Source organism: Thiomonas sp. SCN 64-16 (genome assembly GCF_001725585.1).
Classification (GTDB): Bacteria; Pseudomonadota; Gammaproteobacteria; order Burkholderiales; family Burkholderiaceae_C; genus Thiomonas; species Thiomonas arsenitoxydans.
On sequence record NZ_MEGQ01000054.1, the window covers coordinates 1 to 16,342 of the forward strand.

The 16,342-nt window shown below is 65.4% G+C and carries 11 protein-coding genes; 3 read left to right on the top strand and 8 right to left on the bottom strand.

Translation table 11 applies throughout. The features are described 5' to 3' along the window. Nucleotides 1-70 precede the first annotated feature (70 nt). Both ABT24_RS13190 and ABT24_RS13195 read left to right on the top strand, forming a co-directional pair. Complete coding sequence (locus tag ABT24_RS13190; RefSeq protein WP_276729184.1) at nucleotides 71-256, top strand: YMGG-like glycine zipper-containing protein; 186 nt, start codon at nucleotides 71-73, stop codon at nucleotides 254-256. A 39-nt stretch (nucleotides 257-295) separates the two neighbouring features. Continuing rightward, entirely contained in the window at nucleotides 296-490 is a 195-nt protein-coding gene (locus ABT24_RS13195) for a hypothetical protein (RefSeq protein WP_156053996.1), read from the top strand. 49 nt (nucleotides 491-539) lie between these two features. Here ABT24_RS13195 and ABT24_RS13200 read toward each other — a convergent pair whose 3' ends face one another. Continuing rightward, the gene (locus tag ABT24_RS13200) at nucleotides 540-734 is read right to left on the bottom strand and encodes a hypothetical protein (protein WP_013104356.1); all 195 of its coding nucleotides are present in this window, start codon (nucleotides 732-734) and stop codon (nucleotides 540-542) included. An 822-nt stretch (nucleotides 735-1,556) separates the two neighbouring features. On the opposite strand from ABT24_RS13200, the gene ABT24_RS13205 reads away from it, so the two are divergent. After that, a complete protein-coding gene (locus ABT24_RS13205; RefSeq protein ID WP_013104354.1) occupies nucleotides 1,557-1,712 on the top strand; it encodes a DUF3096 domain-containing protein in 156 nt (51 codons plus the stop codon). A gap of 42 nt (nucleotides 1,713-1,754) precedes the next feature. Here the strand turns inward: ABT24_RS13205 and ABT24_RS13210 are convergent, their stop codons facing one another. The 7 genes from ABT24_RS13210 to ABT24_RS13240 all read right to left on the bottom strand — a co-directional run. Next, nucleotides 1,755-10,448, bottom strand: a complete 8,694-nt coding sequence (locus ABT24_RS13210; protein ID WP_276729188.1) for a glycoside hydrolase family 94 protein — start codon at nucleotides 10,446-10,448, stop codon at nucleotides 1,755-1,757. 132 nt (nucleotides 10,449-10,580) lie between these two features. Then, nucleotides 10,581-10,730, bottom strand: coding sequence for a hypothetical protein (locus ABT24_RS13215; protein WP_276729190.1), 150 nt, complete (start codon nucleotides 10,728-10,730; stop codon nucleotides 10,581-10,583). Nucleotides 10,731-10,804: 74 nt separating this feature from the next. Continuing rightward, nucleotides 10,805-11,584: a slipin family protein gene (locus tag ABT24_RS13220; protein WP_013104352.1), complete on the bottom strand. Its 780-nt coding sequence runs from the start codon at nucleotides 11,582-11,584 to the stop codon at nucleotides 10,805-10,807. Nucleotides 11,585-12,396: 812 nt separating this feature from the next. Beyond that, complete coding sequence (gene gabT / locus ABT24_RS13225; protein ID WP_276729193.1) at nucleotides 12,397-13,686, bottom strand: 4-aminobutyrate--2-oxoglutarate transaminase; 1,290 nt, start codon at nucleotides 13,684-13,686, stop codon at nucleotides 12,397-12,399. A gap of 29 nt (nucleotides 13,687-13,715) precedes the next feature. After that, nucleotides 13,716-15,227, bottom strand: a complete 1,512-nt coding sequence (locus tag ABT24_RS13230) for an aldehyde dehydrogenase (RefSeq protein ID WP_276729195.1) — start codon at nucleotides 15,225-15,227, stop codon at nucleotides 13,716-13,718. A gap of 21 nt (nucleotides 15,228-15,248) precedes the next feature. Next, entirely contained in the window at nucleotides 15,249-15,614 is a 366-nt protein-coding gene (locus tag ABT24_RS13235) for a cupin domain-containing protein (RefSeq protein ID WP_013104348.1), read from the bottom strand. A gap of 58 nt (nucleotides 15,615-15,672) precedes the next feature. Beyond that, nucleotides 15,673-16,342, bottom strand: a 670-nt coding sequence (locus ABT24_RS13240) for a DUF3138 family protein (RefSeq protein ID WP_286738011.1), incomplete at its 5' end; no start/stop codon positions are given.

Sequence of the window (16,342 nt, forward strand, 5' to 3'; positions counted from 1 at the left end):
CACGCATTGCCACCGCCGCCGAATCGGCATAATCCGACCGTCCTGCCTGGGGCAGTTTGACCGGCCATAAGTGGAGCAGTTTGGGGTGGCCAGCGGGGTGGGCGGCTGTGCGGGGATGTCGTCGCAGGATAAAAGCACCGCGATCGGTGCGGGCGCTGGCGCAGTGGGCGGCGCCGTGCTGTCGGGCGGGAGCGGAATCGGGACGGTCGGTGGCGCCGCGGTGGGCGGCGTGATCGGGCATGAAATCGGCAAGTAAGCCATGTTGTTTGACAGACCCCCACAACCAGGAAACGCCATGAACCGATCTTTCAAACGGCCCGCAACGATCGTCGCCATCAGCCTTCTGATGGTGGTGCTCTACGGCTGTCAAAAACCAGAGGGCCCGGCAGAAAAAGCTGGCAAGGCCATAGACCAGGGCGCGGCGAAGGCCGGCGAGCAAATCCAAAAAGCTGGCCAGAGCCTGCAAAACGAGGCCCAAAAAAGCCCGTAGGCGCGCTGGCGGTACCACGTGCTGATGGGCTGGCGGGCTGGCGGTTGGTTCAACCGTCTGTCGACAGCGCCTCGGCACAGTGGTAGGGGATGATCAGCTGGCCTTCGTTGTTGGCAATCGCCTCAATGGTGATGATGGGCGCAGATGATTCAAGGTGGAATGCCTTGAAGGGGATACGTTCTACGGCTGATTGTGGCCGGTCAAGAGAGTCGGATCCGTCATGAATGCCAGCTGCGGCAATCAATTCTGGCTACACCAAGCAAGCGCAGGGCGGTACGTGTGCTCGGCTTAAGGAGTGTCTGGATTTTTGCATTTCAGGCGGGGGAGCGTTTTTGATGGCATGGCGGGCGACGCGGCGTGTTGCGGTTGATGGCTGGCGCAAAACCTACCAGCGCAAATAGTTGTTCATGCTTCCGCTGTGCACCTGGACACTGCGGGTCTGGCCGTTATGCGTTCCGGTCACTGTGTAACGCCCCCCAGGCAGTTTGACGTAGCACAGGGGGCCATCCGCGGTAAACCTAGCCACCGTCCGGCTGCCGGACCGGATCTCGATTGGCACATCCGCCAGATAGGCTCCACCCGGCCCGCCGACCATCCAGAACCCCAGGTTGTAGTCGGTAGCCCTTGATTGCAATTGCGTCAAACTGCTATCGCCCACTCCGCCGCACAGATGACTGCCGACATGCACAGGGGCCGGCGGGGTCGGCATCTGCGCCTGGGCTCCGCTCAGCATCCATGGCGCTCCGGAAAAAAGGACCGCGCATTTTTGAAGAAATGCGCGGGTCGCTGCAGTGCGAGGTCTGGTCATGTCAGTGGGCTCTTGGCTCAGGCGGCTTCCTGTGGCTTGCATCGCGGAATGATTCAGCTTCAGGAAGTATGGAAGGTACAGACTTTAGGTCTGCGTTGCGCGGATGTCTGTACGCCAGCGCACGCTGCAGTGCGTCAATGCGTCGCTCGGGCGAAGCCATTCAAAGCGCTGACGTTCGTTAGCGCACAAACGGCAGACGCCTGGAAGGCTAACTTCATGGTCATGCCTGCGCACTCCGACGCGGCCACAAGGACGCATATGAATCTCCATCTCAGTATTGGCCCGCTGGTTTCCCTGGTTGCCGGTGTCCTGATCCTCGCCATGCCCCGCCTGCTGAACTACATCGTGGCGGTCTACCTGATTCTCATCGGACTCATCGGGATCTTTGGCACTGGCGGCCTGCAGTTGCATTGAACAGCCCGCGCGATGCTGCGCGGCCCAGGATGCTCAATGAGCTTATGCCAGCCGTAGCTCGACCTGATGGCTGCGGCCATCGTCCAGCAAAGCAATGCTCGCTGCAGACTGCACCACGCCATCGAGCAGGATCTGGGCTGTAACCTCTGCAGGGTTGGTGGACGACAGCGTCCGCCCGACACGGATGCAATACAGCGTGCTGCCGTAGCGGTAATCCAGCTCAAACCCAGGCCAGTCAGCCGGTAGCACCGGGGCGAGATGCAAGTGTCCGCCCTCGCGGCGCAGGCCGAGCAGCGACTCCACGATCAGGCGGTACATCCAGCCAGCCGAGCCGGTGTACCAGCTCCATCCGCCGCGCCCGACATGCTGCGGGGCGGCGTAGACGTCAGCGGTCATGACATAGGGCTCGACCTTATAGCGCTCGATGTCGGCGGCGCTGCGCGCGTGGTGCACTGGATTAATCATGTCCAGCAACTCCCAGGCGCGGGTGGCGTCGCCGAGTTCGGCGAAGGCCATCGCCGCCCAGACCGCGGCGTGCGTGTACTGGCCGCCGTTCTCGCGCACGCCGGGCACATACCCTTTGATGTAGCCGGGGTCGAGCAGGGTCTGGTCGAACGGTGGGTCGAGCAATTGCACCAGCCCGGCATCTCGGCGCACCAGACGCTGGTCGAGTGCGTCCATCGCCTGCCGCTGGCGGTCTGCATCGGCGGCGCCGGACAGCACGGCCCAGCTTTGCGCGATGGCGTCGATCTGGCATTCTGCACTCCCAACCGAACCCAGCGGCGTGCCATCGTCGAAGTAGGCGCGGCGATACCAGGCGCCATCCCAGCCATGCTGGTCGAGGCTGGCGCGCAGTGCCGCCGCGGCGTCAACGCAGCGCGCAGCGAAGTCGGCGTCGCCGCGCGACTGCGCCAGTGGCACGAAGCGCTGCAGTACCTCATGCAAGAAAAAGCCGAGCCAGACGCTTTCGCCACGGCCGTGGTCGCCCACGCGGTTCATGCCGTCGTTCCAGTCGCCTGTGCCCATCAGCGGCAGGCCATGCACACCGCGCGGCATGCTGTGCTCGATGGCGCGCACGCAATGCTGGTAGAGCGACTCCCGCAGCTCCGAGCGTGTGGCGCGGTCGTAATAGGCCTCTTCGTCGGCGTTGACGGCGCGGCCTTCGAGGTAGGACGCAGTCTCGTCGAGCACGGCTTGGTCGCCGGTGACCTGCACATAGCGGCTCACGCATAGCGGCAGCCACAGGTAATCGTCGGAGCAGCGGGTGCGCACGCCGCGGTCGAGCGGCGGATGCCACCAGTGCTGCACGTCCCCCGCGCTGAACTGGTGCGCCGCGCATAGCAGCAGATGCTGGCGCACCGCATCGGGCTGGGCGTGGAGCATCGCCATGGCGTCCTGCAACTGGTCGCGGAAGCCGATGGCGCCGCCCGACTGGTAGTAGCCGCTGCGCGCGAGAAAGCGGCAGGCGATCACCTGGTACAGCAGCCATCCGTTGACCAGCACGTCGAGCGCGGGGTCGGGCGTGCGCACCTGCACCGCGCCCAGCGTGCTGCGCCAGTGCTCGCGTACGGCGTCGAGCGTGGTGGCCGCCGTGCCCAGTCCGCGACAGCGCTGCACCAGCGCGCTGGCGGCCTTGGGGCTGTCGGCAACGCCCAGGCGGAAGATGATTTCACGCGTGTCGCCCGCGCCCAGATCGAAGGGAATCTGGATGGCCGCGCAGGGGTCCAGCGCCGCGCCGACTTGCCCGGATAACCGCGCGTTGCGCAGCGCCGCCGGGTCGTGCAGGGTGCCATTGCGGCCGATGAATTCACTGCGGTCGCCGGTCACGCTGCGCGCCGGGTTATCCACATCGAAAAACGCCACGCGACCGGCGAATTCGGTGTTGTAGGCATTGCGCGCGAACAGGGCGCCGGTCACCGGGTCGGACTCGGTGACCACGTGCATGGCGGTCTTCTCGCGCAAGTCGCCAAGCACCCATTCGACATAGCCGGTCGCCGACAGGCGGCGCGCGCGACCGGAGACATTGCGCACCTTCAGCACCGAGAACTTCACCGCGGCGTCCAGCGCCACATACACCCACAACTCGGTGCGGATGCCGTCTTCGCTGTGTTCGAACACGCTGTAGCCGAAGCCGTGGCGGGTGCGATACGCGCCTTCACCGCGCCGGGGAAGCGGCGTGGGTGACCAAGAGTGGCCTGTCTCCTCGTCGCGCACATACAGGGCTTCTCCGCTGGCATCGGTCACCGGGTCGTTGTGCCAGGGCGTGAGGCGGAATTCGTGCGCGTTCTCGCCCCAGGTGTAGGCGCCGCCGCTCTCCGAGATCACCGTGCCGAACTGCGCATTGGCCAGCACGTTGGCCCACGGCGCGGGGGTGTTCTGTCCCGCCGCCAGCTCGATCACATACTCGCGGCCATCGGCGCTGAAGCCGCCGAAGCGGTTGCCCAGCAGCATGGGTTGGGTGGCCGTGCCGGTCACCGCGACCGCGTTGTCCGCACGCGTGGACTCGGCCAGTCGCGGGCGCGAGGGGATGAAGGCCTCCGGCAGCTTGTGCAGACGTCGGCGCCCGACCTGCTCGGCCAGCGATCCGCGGCCGTCGCTCAAGATCACGCGCGCGGCGGACTGCACCAGAATGCGGTCTTCGCTGGAAATCTGCTGCGCCGGACGCACGAAAATGCCACCAGGGCGGTCGATCAGACTGGCTTCCACGCCTGATGAAATCAGCCCCATGATCTGGTCCTGCAATTGCTGGCGGTAACCGGCGTTGTCCTCGTTCCAGATCACCAAGTCAACCGCCAAGCCTTTGAGGCGCCAGTAGGCGTGCGCCTGCACCAGTTGCCGCACCAATTCGATGTTCGCCGGGTCGGCAATGTGCAGCAACACGATGGGCAGGTCGCCAGAAATGGCCTGGCCCCATAAGCCCGACTGACCGCGCCGGTTGGCGCGCAGGGTGGCGGCGTCGGCGCGCAGTGACGCGTGGGCATAGAGCAGGCAGGACGCCATGTCTTCGTAGAGCTGCGCATCGACCTGGCTGCTGTTGAGCTGGCGCAGCATGACCTGGCTATGCGTCCACGCAAGGTCGAACACCCGGTCGGCCAGATGCCGGTCGCGGAATTTTTCGATGAGTTGCAGGCAGGCGTCGCGGCTGTCGCCCACGCCGGTCACCATGTCCACCAGCGCCGATTGCTCGGGCTCGAGGGTGATACGGCAGCGGATGGCGACGATGGGGTCGAGCACCGAGCCTGCGCTGTTGGACAGGTTGCGGGGACGCTGGCTGATGCTGTCCATCGCCTGCGGATCTGAGGTGCTGCGGCCTCGGCCAATGAATCGGGCGCGATCGGTTTCGTAAGAAATTTCGTCAATGTGGGCGTCGTGCACAGCCAGCAGATGGCACATCCACGGCACCGCTTCGGCACTTGAGCGTGCACGCCGGGTGCAGACGATGGCCTGCAGCGGGCGCACCAGTTCGGTCTGCACAAACAGCTTGCTGAAGGCCGGGTGCATGGCGTCGGCCAGCGCAGGCGCCAGCACCACTTCGGCATAGGTGGTGATCTCGATCGTGCGGCGGCTGCGGCTGCGGCTGCGGTTGGTCACGCGCAGGCGGCGCAGTTCGACATCGTCTTCCGGCGACACCGCGATCTCGGTGTGGGTGTCGAAGTCTGGTGTGCGTGTGCGGAACTCGGCGCGAGCGTCGGAGAAAATCGCCTCGTAGGACTTGAGCGTGCGGCGAGCCGGGTGATGCGCGCTCGACCAGTAAGCGGCGCTGCTGACATCGCGCAGATAGCAAAACGTGCCGGCATCATCGCGGCTGATGTCTTCGCGCCAGCGCGTCACCGCCATGTCGCGGTGGCGGCTGTAGCCTCCGCCCGCACTGCTGACCATGACGTGATAGCGCCCATTCGAGAGCAGCTGCACGGCGGGCCGGGCGCGGTCCGGATCGGTGAAGACGCGCAGGCTGGTTTCCGCCACGCGCGTGAGCGCCTGCGGCGAAGCAGCGGCGGTGGCATGGCGATATTCAGCCGCGGTTTTCGGCACGCGCTCCTGCAGTAGCAGCAAGGTGGCGCGCAGGCTGGGGTCGGACTCGAAGCGGCGCTGCATCGGGCGCTGCTGCAACAGATGGTCAAGCGCGAGCAGGCTCATACCCTGGTGATGCGCCATGAACGAGCGCACCACGACAGAGTCCTGGCCGCGCGGCAGGCGTGCCGGGGTGTAGTCCACCGCTTCGTACAGGCCGTAGCGGCCTTCCACCCCGGCGTCGGCCAGGCGTTGCAGGTTGACGCAGGCGGCAGCCGGGTCGATCATCAACGCCAGAGCCGAGGCATAGGGCGCCACCACCCGCTCTTCACTCAGGCCGCGTTTGAGGCCCAGCCCCGGCACGCCAAAGGCGCGGTACTGGTAGTTGAACTGCGTGTCCTGCGTGTTGTAGCCCGACTCGGAGACGCCCCAGGGCAGACCCAGCTGCTGGCCGTATTCAATCTGCCGTGCCACTGCGGCCCGGCAGGTCTGGTCGAGCAAGGTGCCAGGCACATTGGGCATCACCAGCAGCGGCATCAGATATTCAAACATCGAGCCAGACCACGACAACAGCACCGGCTCGCCGCCGCTGCTGGTGAGCAAGCGTCCCAGCGCAAACCAGCTGTCCTGCGGGAGTTGCTCCTGCGCGATGGCGACAAAGTTGGTGAGCCGCGCTTCCGAGGCCAGCAGGTCGTAGAACCCGGCGTCGAGCCGGCGCTCATCGACGTTGTAGCCAATCGACAGCAAGTCGCGCTGACTGTCGTAGAGAAAGCTGTAGTCCATCAGCGCCATGGCACCCGCCTGCTGCGCCAGTTGTTCGATGGTCTGCAGCAGGTCTGCGGCGCGCTGCTGCACAGCGTTCGGCGCGGCGCTGCGGGCCTGCACCAGCTGGCGCAGGGTGGGCATGGCCTGCGCTTCGCCGTCCTGCGGCAATGGCGTCCAGGCCGAAAACGGCTGCAGTGTGGCGCTGGCATCGCGGCATTGCGCGCGCAGCGCCTGCAGCCAGAAGGCGACATCGCTGAGGGTGGTGGCGTCGGCGGCTTCCGACGCATCGGGCGTGGCCGGCTCGGTGTCGAGCGCGAGCGCGTCTGCCGCGGCCAGCAAGCCTTGCAGGCAAGCCGCCGCAGCCGCCAGCGTGCGCGGCGGACTGGCCAGCGCAGCGTCGAGGGCCTGGCGGAACGGTGCCAGCGCAGCGCCGCTGTGGTCGCGGTCTTGCAAAGCTTCTTCGAGCAATGCGAGGGTGTCGTCCAGGCCTTGCAGCAGGCGCGCATCGAACAGCGGATCATCCGCCAGCGCCAGCAGGCCGGGGCGCAGGGTCAACAGATGCCCGGCGAGATTGCCGCTGTCCACCGCTGAGATGTAGCGCGGCGCCAGCGGCTGCAAGGTGAGGGTGTCGTACCAGTTGTAGAAATGCCCGCGGTAGCGTTGCAGACCCTGCAGGGTCTGCAGGGTTTGATCGGTGCGCCGCAACAGCCGACCGATGCCGATGTAACCGAGGTCGTAGGCCGCCAGATTTGCCAGCAGCGCCAGCCCCATATTGGTGGGCGAGGTACGGTGCGCGATCACCGGGGCCGGTTGTTCCTGAAAATTGTCCGGCGGCAGGCCGTGGTCCAGCGTGCCGACATGGGCTTCGAAAAACGCCCAGGTCTTGCGCGCAAGCCGCCGCAGAAACCGCTGGGCTTCAGGCGTGGGCGTGAAGGTCTGCATGACCGGCGGCTGGCTGATGCGCCAGGCCATGGCGGGCGAGGCCAGCCACAGCAGCAGCAAGGGCGCGGCCACCAGCAGCGCGCCGGGCCGCAGCAGCGCCAACGCGCCCGCGACCAGCAGCGCCAGCAGCGGCCCGATCGCCATCGACTTGAACGTGGCGGCCAGCGTGGTGCTGACGCTGCGCTCCACCGCCTGCGACGGGTTCCACTGCAGCAACAGGCGCCGCGTGACGGCCATGCGCCACAGCGTGCGCACAATGGCGTCGAAGCTGTAGAGCGCCTCATGCGGCAGCCAAGCCAGGGTGAGCAGGACCTGCGTGGCATGCTGGCCCATGCTGCGCAGCGCCAGGCGCAGGTGCTGGCCGAGCAACACATCACGCGGCTTGATGAACAGATCGAGTTGCAGCGCCAGCAGCGGCGGCACGACCACCACGGCCAACACAGCCAAGGTCCACGCCGCGGTCTGCGTGATGACAAACCAGCCGAGCAGCAGCAGCGCCAGCAGCGCGGCGGGCACCAGACTGCGTCGCAGGTTGTCGAGGATCTTCCAGCGCGACAAGGCCGACAGCGGGTTGCGCGTGCGCAGGCGCTGTGGCGTACGCACCCAAGGCAGAACCCACGGCAGCAACTGCCAGTCGCCGCGAATCCAGCGGTGGCGGCGGCTGACGTCGCTGCCATACCGCGACGGATAGTCCTCGAACAACTGCACGTCGCTGATCAGGCCAGAGCGCGCGAAGCAACCCTCCACCAGATCGTGGCTGAGGATGCTGTTCTCGGCGAAGCGATTCGCCAGAACTTGCTCGAACGCATCGACGTCGTAAATGCCCTTGCCGATGAACGAGCCTTCGCCGAACAGGTCCTGGTAAAGGTCTGACACCGCGCTGGTGTAGGGGTCGATACCGGCGTCGCTGCCGAACAATCGCGCGTACATCGAGCGCGCCGCGCTGGGCAGGCTGATACCCACGCGCGGTTGCAGGATGGCGTGCCCGGCGATGACGCGCTGCGTGGCGGTGTCGATCACCGGCCGATTGAGCGGGTGCGCCATGGCGCCGATGAACTGGCGCGCGGCGTCGCGCGGCAACTGCGTATCAGTGTCCAGGGTGATGACGTACTTGACCTCGGTGAGCACCTCGATGCGGCCCACGATCTGCATAAACCGCGTGCCGCCTGCGCCGCGCAGCAGACCGTTGAGCTCGGTCAGCTTGCCGCGCTTGCGCTCGTAACCCATCCACACCTTGTCGGTCGCATTCCAGCGGCGCGGCCGGTGCAGCAGAAAGAAACGGTCGGTCTGCGCGTCGGGGTGGCTGGCGTTGAGCGCGTCGATGCGCTCGGTGGCCTGTTGCAGCAGCGCCGCGTCGGTCTCCAGCACTTCACTCTGGGCATCGACAAAATCGGTAAGAAGGGCGAAGTGCAGATGCGGGTCGCGATTAGCCAGGAAGCGCACCTCGAGCGCATCGGCCAGGGCGTCCACGTCCTGCGCACTGCTGAGCATGGCTGGAATCACCACGAGGGTGCGCACCTCGGGCGGTAGGCCCTTGGAAAAATCGAGCCGAGGCAGGATGCGCGGCAACACCACGATGGACAGCAGCCAGTTCACCAGGCTGATGGCCAGCTGGCTGCTGATCAACCCCACCGCAACGGCGATAGCCAGGAATTCCCAGGCATGCAGGCCATTGCGCTGCACGACACGCAGAAGAGGCTGCGCCAGCAGAGCCAGCAACAGCAAAACCGAGCCGAGGTACAGGGTGAGGGGCGCGCGCAGGGCGAACCGCCGCAGCGCGTCGCGGGCCGAATCTTGCGCGGCCACACGCTGTTCGAGCGCGGCCAGTCCGCGGTCGATGAGAAAGTAACCGACGTGGCTCTGCGACGGCTGCTCGGTCGCGCCCGGCGCGGTGTGACTCGCCAGATCAACCGCAGCGAGGGCCACTTCGCCTTCACTGCGGGTGGTGCGCTTGGCCAGGCGTTCCACCACATGGCGGTAGTGGTCGCGGGTAGTGAAGTCCATCGCGGCATAGATGCCTGCCGGGTCTTGGCGCAAGACCTGCTCCACATGACTCATGGACTCGACGAAGGTGCGCCAGTCCATGCTGGACAGCGTGCGCAAACTACCGATGCTGTTGCCGATGGTCACCTGATCAGCGGCCTGCTGCTGGGCTTCGAGCTGCACCAGCCGCTCGATGTTGTTCCCGGATTCCGACAGCGCCTGCTCCACCCAGGTCAACGCCAGCGCCAGTGCGGGCCCCTGGCCTTGCAGCCGCCGCGTGAGTTCGGCCACAAAGGAGCAGGCCATGGGCGGGCCCGAGCGCGCCATGTCGGCCACGGCGAGCACCACGCTCTTGGGGTCGCTCTCGGCGACTTCGGCCATGCGATCGGCCCACTGCCCGGCCACGTTGCGGTCGCCCCATTCGGCCATCACCCGCACCGCAACCCGGCGCAGATTCTCGATCAGCCCTAGTCGCAGCATGATCGGAACGGCCCACAGCTCGCCCAGCTTGAGCGGCGTCACCGTCTGGTAGGCGGCGACGAAGCGGCGCAAGCTTTCGCCGTCCAGGCGGCCGTCGGCGTGGACGATGGTTTCCAGCGCAATGTCATAGACCCGCGGCAGGTTGGCCGAAGGGCCGTTGATCAGCCACGGCAGCTCACGGCTGTAGCCCTTGGGCAGGTCGCGCTGCGCCGTGCGAATCTGCTCCTCGATCAGGTAATCGTTATCGAGCAGCCACTCCGCTGCCGGTGTGATGCGATGCCCCTGGTACACCGCCTGCGTCAGCACCGTGCTGGAATGCGCCAGCGTGTCCGCGTTGTCGGCAAGCCGGGTGAGCAAGGCATTGTTCTGCGGCCGCATGGAGGCCTGATGCCGTGCGGCCAACACCACGCCATGCTGCTCCATCTGATCGGCGCTGAGCAAATCCGAGCGCAGCACGGGTTCGTCAACCTGTGCCGGGCGAAAGATGGCCGGGCGCAGCAGTCGACTACCCAGTTGCGGCCAATGGGGTTTGGCGTGAAGAGCCCAGAATTTCAAGATGAGAGGCGCCAGTGAAGTGACCTCGCGCCACGAAAATGCAGAGCGGCCCCGCAACCGGCTTGCAGCGATCGCGCCTGGACGCAGGTTCTCTCAGCCTTCAACGACGTGCGCTGCGTTGCACGCATCGCGTCAGCCTCCATGGTGGGAGCGTTTGCCCGGATTTTTCTTGCGGGTGGACTTGCCGCGCACCAAACTGCGCTTTTGGCCTGTGGCCTTCATCTGCGGAATCACGGGCTGGCTGTTTGCATCTATGGGGCGGGCGGGGAATTTGGTGGGCATGGTGGGCTTTCGGTTGGATCAACAAGGAAGGCAATGCGCCTGCTGGGACACAGCGTGCAAGGCGGGATGACGGATCAGTGCTGATCCGCGACTTTTTCAATGATCTGCAGAATCGGTTTGATCAGATCGATCGGCATCGGAAAGATGACCGTGGAATTTTTCTCGGTGCCAATTTCCGACAGCGTTTGCAAATAGCGCAGCTGCATGCCGCCGGGTGCCGACGCCAGAATGGCCGCCGCATTCACCAGCGTCTGCGCGGCCTGGAATTCAGCGTCCGCATGAATCACCTTGGCGCGGCGGTCGCGTTCAGCCTCCGCCTGCTTGGCGATGGCGCGCACCATGTCTTCGGTCAGTTCGATATTTCGGATCTCCACCACGCTGACCTTGATGCCCCAGGCCTCGGTCTGGGCGTCCAGAATGGCCTGAATATCGGCATTGATCTTGCTGCGCTCGGACAGCATTTCATCCAGGTCGTGCTTGCCCAGCACCGCGCGCAAGGTGGTTTGCGCCAGCTTGCTGGTTGCGGAGAAAAAATCTTCCACCTGGATAAAGGCCTTTTCTGGATCGACGATGCGGAAATACAGCACCGCATCCACCTTGACGGACACGTTGTCCCGCGAGATCACGTCCTGCGATGGCACCTCGTGCACCACGGTGCGCAAATCCATTCGGGCCATGCGCTGCAGCACGGGGATCACGAGAATCAGCCCGGGCCCTTTGACCCGCTGGAAGCGACCGAGCTGGAACACCACGGCCCGCTGGTATTCGTAGATGATCTTGAGGGACGAGGCCAGAAACAGCACCAGAACGACCAGCAGGAGGAACAGTGGAGACAGGATGGGAATGTTGGACATGGCGGCGCTGGCAACTTGAAAAGCGGCTGCCAAGTGGCGCAGAAGCCGTCGAGCCGAACCCTTGCACGGCCAGAGATCAGCTGAATTGCAGGCGCTTTTTTGACGGCTTTTCGAGGATCTGGACCCTCAGCAGAACAGTCGTTCCAAAGAGCACAGGGTGCCGCCTTGGAACTGTTGTTGCAACGTAGGCCAAAAGCCTTTGCGGGTCTGTACGTTTGCGTACAGACCCGCAAAAAACGCAGATGCCGGATCGCTCACGCTGTGATGGTGGCGCTTTCCGGCGGGCTGGGGTCTGGCCGGCGTTTGTCGATTCAGGCGTTTGCAAAAACGCTGATGCTCAACGGTGATCGCGTTCACAACGTTCGCACAATCTGGCTCAGGGCGGTACCTGAAGAAGTCAGCCGGGTCTGGCCCTGCTGGAGATCAGATCAAAATCGCTCGGCATATTGCGCTTATTCCCAAGGGGAAATCTGCGCCAGATCGCTGCGCCACTCGAGTAGTTGCAGCGCGGCGATCTACTCCACTGCAATCTGGCCCAGTGCGGACAGATCTTGCGCGCCCTGCGCGGCCCGGGCGTCGGCGATGGATAGCGGGTCGCTCGGTTTGTCCATCGCCGCGTCGCGGCCCTGGCACTAGGGCCTGATAACGCTATTGATGCACCCACGCCGGGGGTCTCGGCGGAGGCAATGCGAGGCGCAGGCCGCGCCGTGGTGTGTGGCACCACAAGCGGACGGCAACGTGGCAGTGCGCCGCCCAGCCCCCCGGCCCGAAGGGTTGCCCCCAGGCGGGTGCATACATAGCGTGAACAGGCCCTAACCCTTGGCCGCCAGCAGCGACGCTTCGAGGATGTCGAGCGCCTCGGCGAACACGGCGTCTGAAATCGTCAGCGGGAACAGGAAGCGCACCACGTTGTAGTCCACCCCGCAGGTCAGCAGGATGAGGCCGCGCCTGAGCGCCTCGGCCTGCACGGCCTTGGTATAAGCCGCGTCCGGTTTGCCAGGGGCGGGATCGTTGAACTGCACCGCAACCATGGCGCCCAGGCCGCGCACATCGCTGATCTGCGGCACTTGCGCGCGCAGGCTTTCGAGCCGCGCCTTGAGCTGATCGCCCAGCCGCTGGCCGCGCGCCGGGAGTTGCTCGTCGTGCATCACGTCGATCACGGCGTGCGCGGCGGCCACCGCCATCGGGTTGCCCGCGTAGGTGCCGCCCAGCCCGCCGGGAGCCGGGGCGTCCATGATCTCGGCGCGGCCGGTCACCGCCGACAGCGGCATGCCCGAGGCCAGCGATTTGGCGATGGTCATGAGGTCGGGCAGCACGCCGGTCTTCTCGAAAAAGTGTTCCATCGCGAACAGCTTTCCGGTGCGGCCGAAGCCGGTCTGCACCTCGTCGGCGATGAGCACGATGCCGTGCTGGTCGCACAGTGCGCGCAGCCACTTCACCGCCTCGGCCTGAATGACGTTGAAGCCGCCCTCGCCCTGGATCGGCTCGAAGATGATGGCGGCCACGCGCGCGGGCTCGATGTCGGCCTTGAACAGCAGTTCCACCGCCTTTTTCGTCTCGTCGAGACTGGCGCAGTGGCAGGGAAACGGCGCGTGATAGATCTCCGGCGGAAAGGGGCCGAAGCCCGCCTTATACGGCTGCACTTTGCCGGTGAGCGACACGGCAAACAAGCTGCGGCCGTGGAAGGCACCGCCAAAGGCAATCACCCCGGGACGCTGGGTGTAGGCGCGGGCAATCTTGATGGCGTTTTCCACCGCCTCAGCGCCGGTGGAGAACAGCGCGGTTTTCTTGGCGTGGCTGCCAGGCGTGAGGGCGTTGAGTTTTTCGGCCAGGCTGACATAGCTCTCATACGGCACGACCTGATAGCAGGTGTGGGTGAAGTGCTGCAGTTGCTCCTGCAGCGCGGCGACGATCTTGGGATGGCGATGGCCGACGTTCATCACCGCGATGCCGCCGGCGAAGTCGATGTAGCGGCGGCCTTCGACGTCCCACAGCTCGGCGCCCTCGGCGCGGTCGGCGTAGAAGCTGGCCATCACGCCCACGCCGCGGGGCGTGGCAGCGGCGCGGCGCGCCTGGAGTTGTTCATTCAGTGAGTGGTTCATGGTGTGTCCTTTTCAAAAACTGTCCGGGGTCAGGCCGGATCGATGCGCATCCAGGTGGTTTTGAGTTCGGTGTATTTGTCGAAGGCATGCAGCGACTTGTCGCGGCCGTTGCCCGACTGCTTCACGCCTCCGAATGGCACGGTGATGTCGTCCTCGTCGTACTGGTTGACGTGCACGGTGCCCGCCTGCAGCGCGCGCGACACTCGCACCGCGCGGTCGATATTGCGCGACCACACCCCGGCGTGCAGGCCGTAGGCGCTGTCGTTGGCAATCGCCACGGCTTCGGCCTCGGTCTTGAAACGAATGACCGCCAGCACCGGGCCGAAGATTTCTTCCTGCGCGATTTTCATGCTGTTTTTCACGCCGTCGAACACCGTCGGGGCGACGTACTGCCCGCCGGTCTCCTGCAGCGCGCGGCAGCCACCGGCCACGCAGCGCGCACCCTCGTCCACGCCCGACTGGATATAGCCGAGCACGGTCTGCGTCTGGGTTTCATCGACCAGCGCGCCGAGCACGGTGCTGGCATCCAGCGGGTCGGCCGGGTGGTATTGCGGGGTGAGCGCAGCGAGCTTATCGACGAAGGCATCGGCAATGCTGTCCTGCACCAGCAGGCGCGAGGGCGCGTTGCAGCTCTCGCCCTGGTTGTAGAACATGCTGCCGATAGCCGTGGCGGCGGCGCGGTCGAGATCGTCGAAGTCGGCAAAGACGATATTGGCCGACTTGCCGCCGAGTTCGTTGTACACGCGCTTCAAGTTGCTGCGGCTGGAATAGTCGAGCATGCGGCGGCCGGTGCGGGTAGAGCCGGTAAAGCCGATGGCGTCCACGTCCATGTGCAGCGCCAGCGCCTCGCCGGCCTCGTGACCATAGCCCGGCACCACGTTGAACACGCCCTCTGGCAGCCCGGCTTCGAGCGCCAGTTCGGCCAGACGCAGCGCGGTGAGCGGCGATTTTTCAGAAGGCTTGAGCACCACGCTGTTGCCCGCGGCCAGCGCGGGGCCCAGCTTCCACGAGGCCATCAGCATGGGGTAATTCCAGGGCACGATGGCGCCGACCACGCCGATGGCCTGGCGCGTGATGAGGGCCAGCGCGTTGTCGCCGGTGGGGGCGATTTCGTCGTAGATCTTGTCCACCGCTTCGCCGAACCACTGCAGGCAGCGCGCGGCGGACGCCACGTCGGTGGACAGGCTGTTCTTGATCGGCTTGCCCATGTCGAGGGTTTCGAGCAGCGCGAGTTCGTCGCGCGCAGCGCGCAGTTGCTCGGCAAACGCCACCATCACCTTCTTGCGCGCAGCAGGCGGCTGGCCAGCCCAGCGGCGATCGTTGAACGCTGCGCGGGCGCTGGCTACGGCGCGGTCGATGTCCGCCGCCTTGCCGCGGGCGACGCGGGCAATCACCTTGCCGTCAACGGGCGAGATGCAGTCGAACAGGCTGCCATCAGTCGCGGCCCAGCGCCTGCCGTCGATGACCATGCGGCCGTCGATACCGCGCTTGAGCAGATCGTCGGCGCGTTGATGCCAGATGCGATTGAAGTTCTCGGTCATGCGAATCTCCTGGGGTAAGGTTTAGTTCTTTTTGAGCGCCATGATGGCGTAGTGTTTGCGCACCCGAGTGTGGTTTTCCCAGATGCCGGTGAAGCCGCCGGGCACGACGAACGCGTCACCGACGCGAAATTCCTGCGCCGCGCCGTCGTCTGCGGTGAGGGTCATATGCCCTTCGAGCAGCACGCAGAACTCCTCTTCATGCGGGTCGTAGCACACCCGCCAAGCGCCGGGCTCGCCCTGCCAGATGCCTGCGGAGAACTGACCGGTGGCGTCGGTGTAGTGATTCCAGGCCAGTTGCTGCGGGTCGCCGCGCAGCACCCGGTCGGGCGCTGGAGCGATGGGTTCGGGCGCCACCCTGTTCGTTGTGAAGGCGATGGGGTGGCGCATGATGGAGTCGCAAAAAGCGGTGAGGCGGCGGGCAAGACACCCGCCGCGAAAGGACAGATCAGAAGCTCACGACCACCGAAGCGGCAAGAAGATTGTTGTCCTTTTTGTAGCTGCCATCCGACACGTTGTAGAAGGTAGCAAGGCTGGAGCGGTCATAGCGGTATTCCATCTTCAATGTGGTCGACTCTGTCAGCAGGTAATTCCAGCCGAGCGAGAGGGCGTAGCGGTTGGCGCCCTTGTTGGGGTCGACGATGGTCCAGTTTCCCGATCCGTCGTTGACGTAGCCGGGGCCGAAGCCGTTGACGCCGTTGAAGCTCGCGCCGGAGCCACCGGCAGTCGGGTTCATATAACCGCCCGGCAGCCCGCCGCCATTGCTGCTGTTGTTGAGATAGTCAGCGCGGGCGAAACCGAGGAAGCGCGGGGTGAAGTTATAGGTCAGCATGCCCGAGGCGCCCCACCACTTGGCTTTGCCGCCGTTATACGCTGCCCCGGTCTGCTGTCCATAGCCGAGTTGGCCGTAGTAGCCCCAGTCGCCCTGGGTCAGGTAGCCGTCGACCTCGAACATCTGCGCGGTCGAGGTGCCGGTGGCAAACAGCGGCGTGGTGCCGTCCGCCGCCACGTTGGAGTTCGGCAGCTTGCCCACCATGCCCCAGAAGCCGATATCGGCGTTGTCATAACCGGGCGGGGTGTAGTCGGCACGGAACACCAGTGCCGGGGCACGCCCGCCG

Coding starts and splice junctions, on each gene's coding strand:
- ABT24_RS13235 (WP_013104348.1), bottom strand. CDS start 15,614: ATGCGCCACCCCATCGCCTTCACAACGAACAGGGTGGCGCCCGAACCC.
- ABT24_RS13195 (WP_156053996.1), top strand. CDS start 296: ATGAACCGATCTTTCAAACGGCCCGCAACGATCGTCGCCATCAGCCTT.
- ABT24_RS13230 (WP_276729195.1), bottom strand. CDS start 15,227: ATGACCGAGAACTTCAATCGCATCTGGCATCAACGCGCCGACGATCTG.
- ABT24_RS13215 (WP_276729190.1), bottom strand. CDS start 10,730: ATGCCCACCAAATTCCCCGCCCGCCCCATAGATGCAAACAGCCAGCCC.
- gabT (WP_276729193.1), bottom strand. CDS start 13,686: ATGAACCACTCACTGAATGAACAACTCCAGGCGCGCCGCGCCGCTGCC.
- ABT24_RS13220 (WP_013104352.1), bottom strand. CDS start 11,584: ATGTCCAACATTCCCATCCTGTCTCCACTGTTCCTCCTGCTGGTCGTT.
- ABT24_RS13205 (WP_013104354.1), top strand. CDS start 1,557: ATGAATCTCCATCTCAGTATTGGCCCGCTGGTTTCCCTGGTTGCCGGT.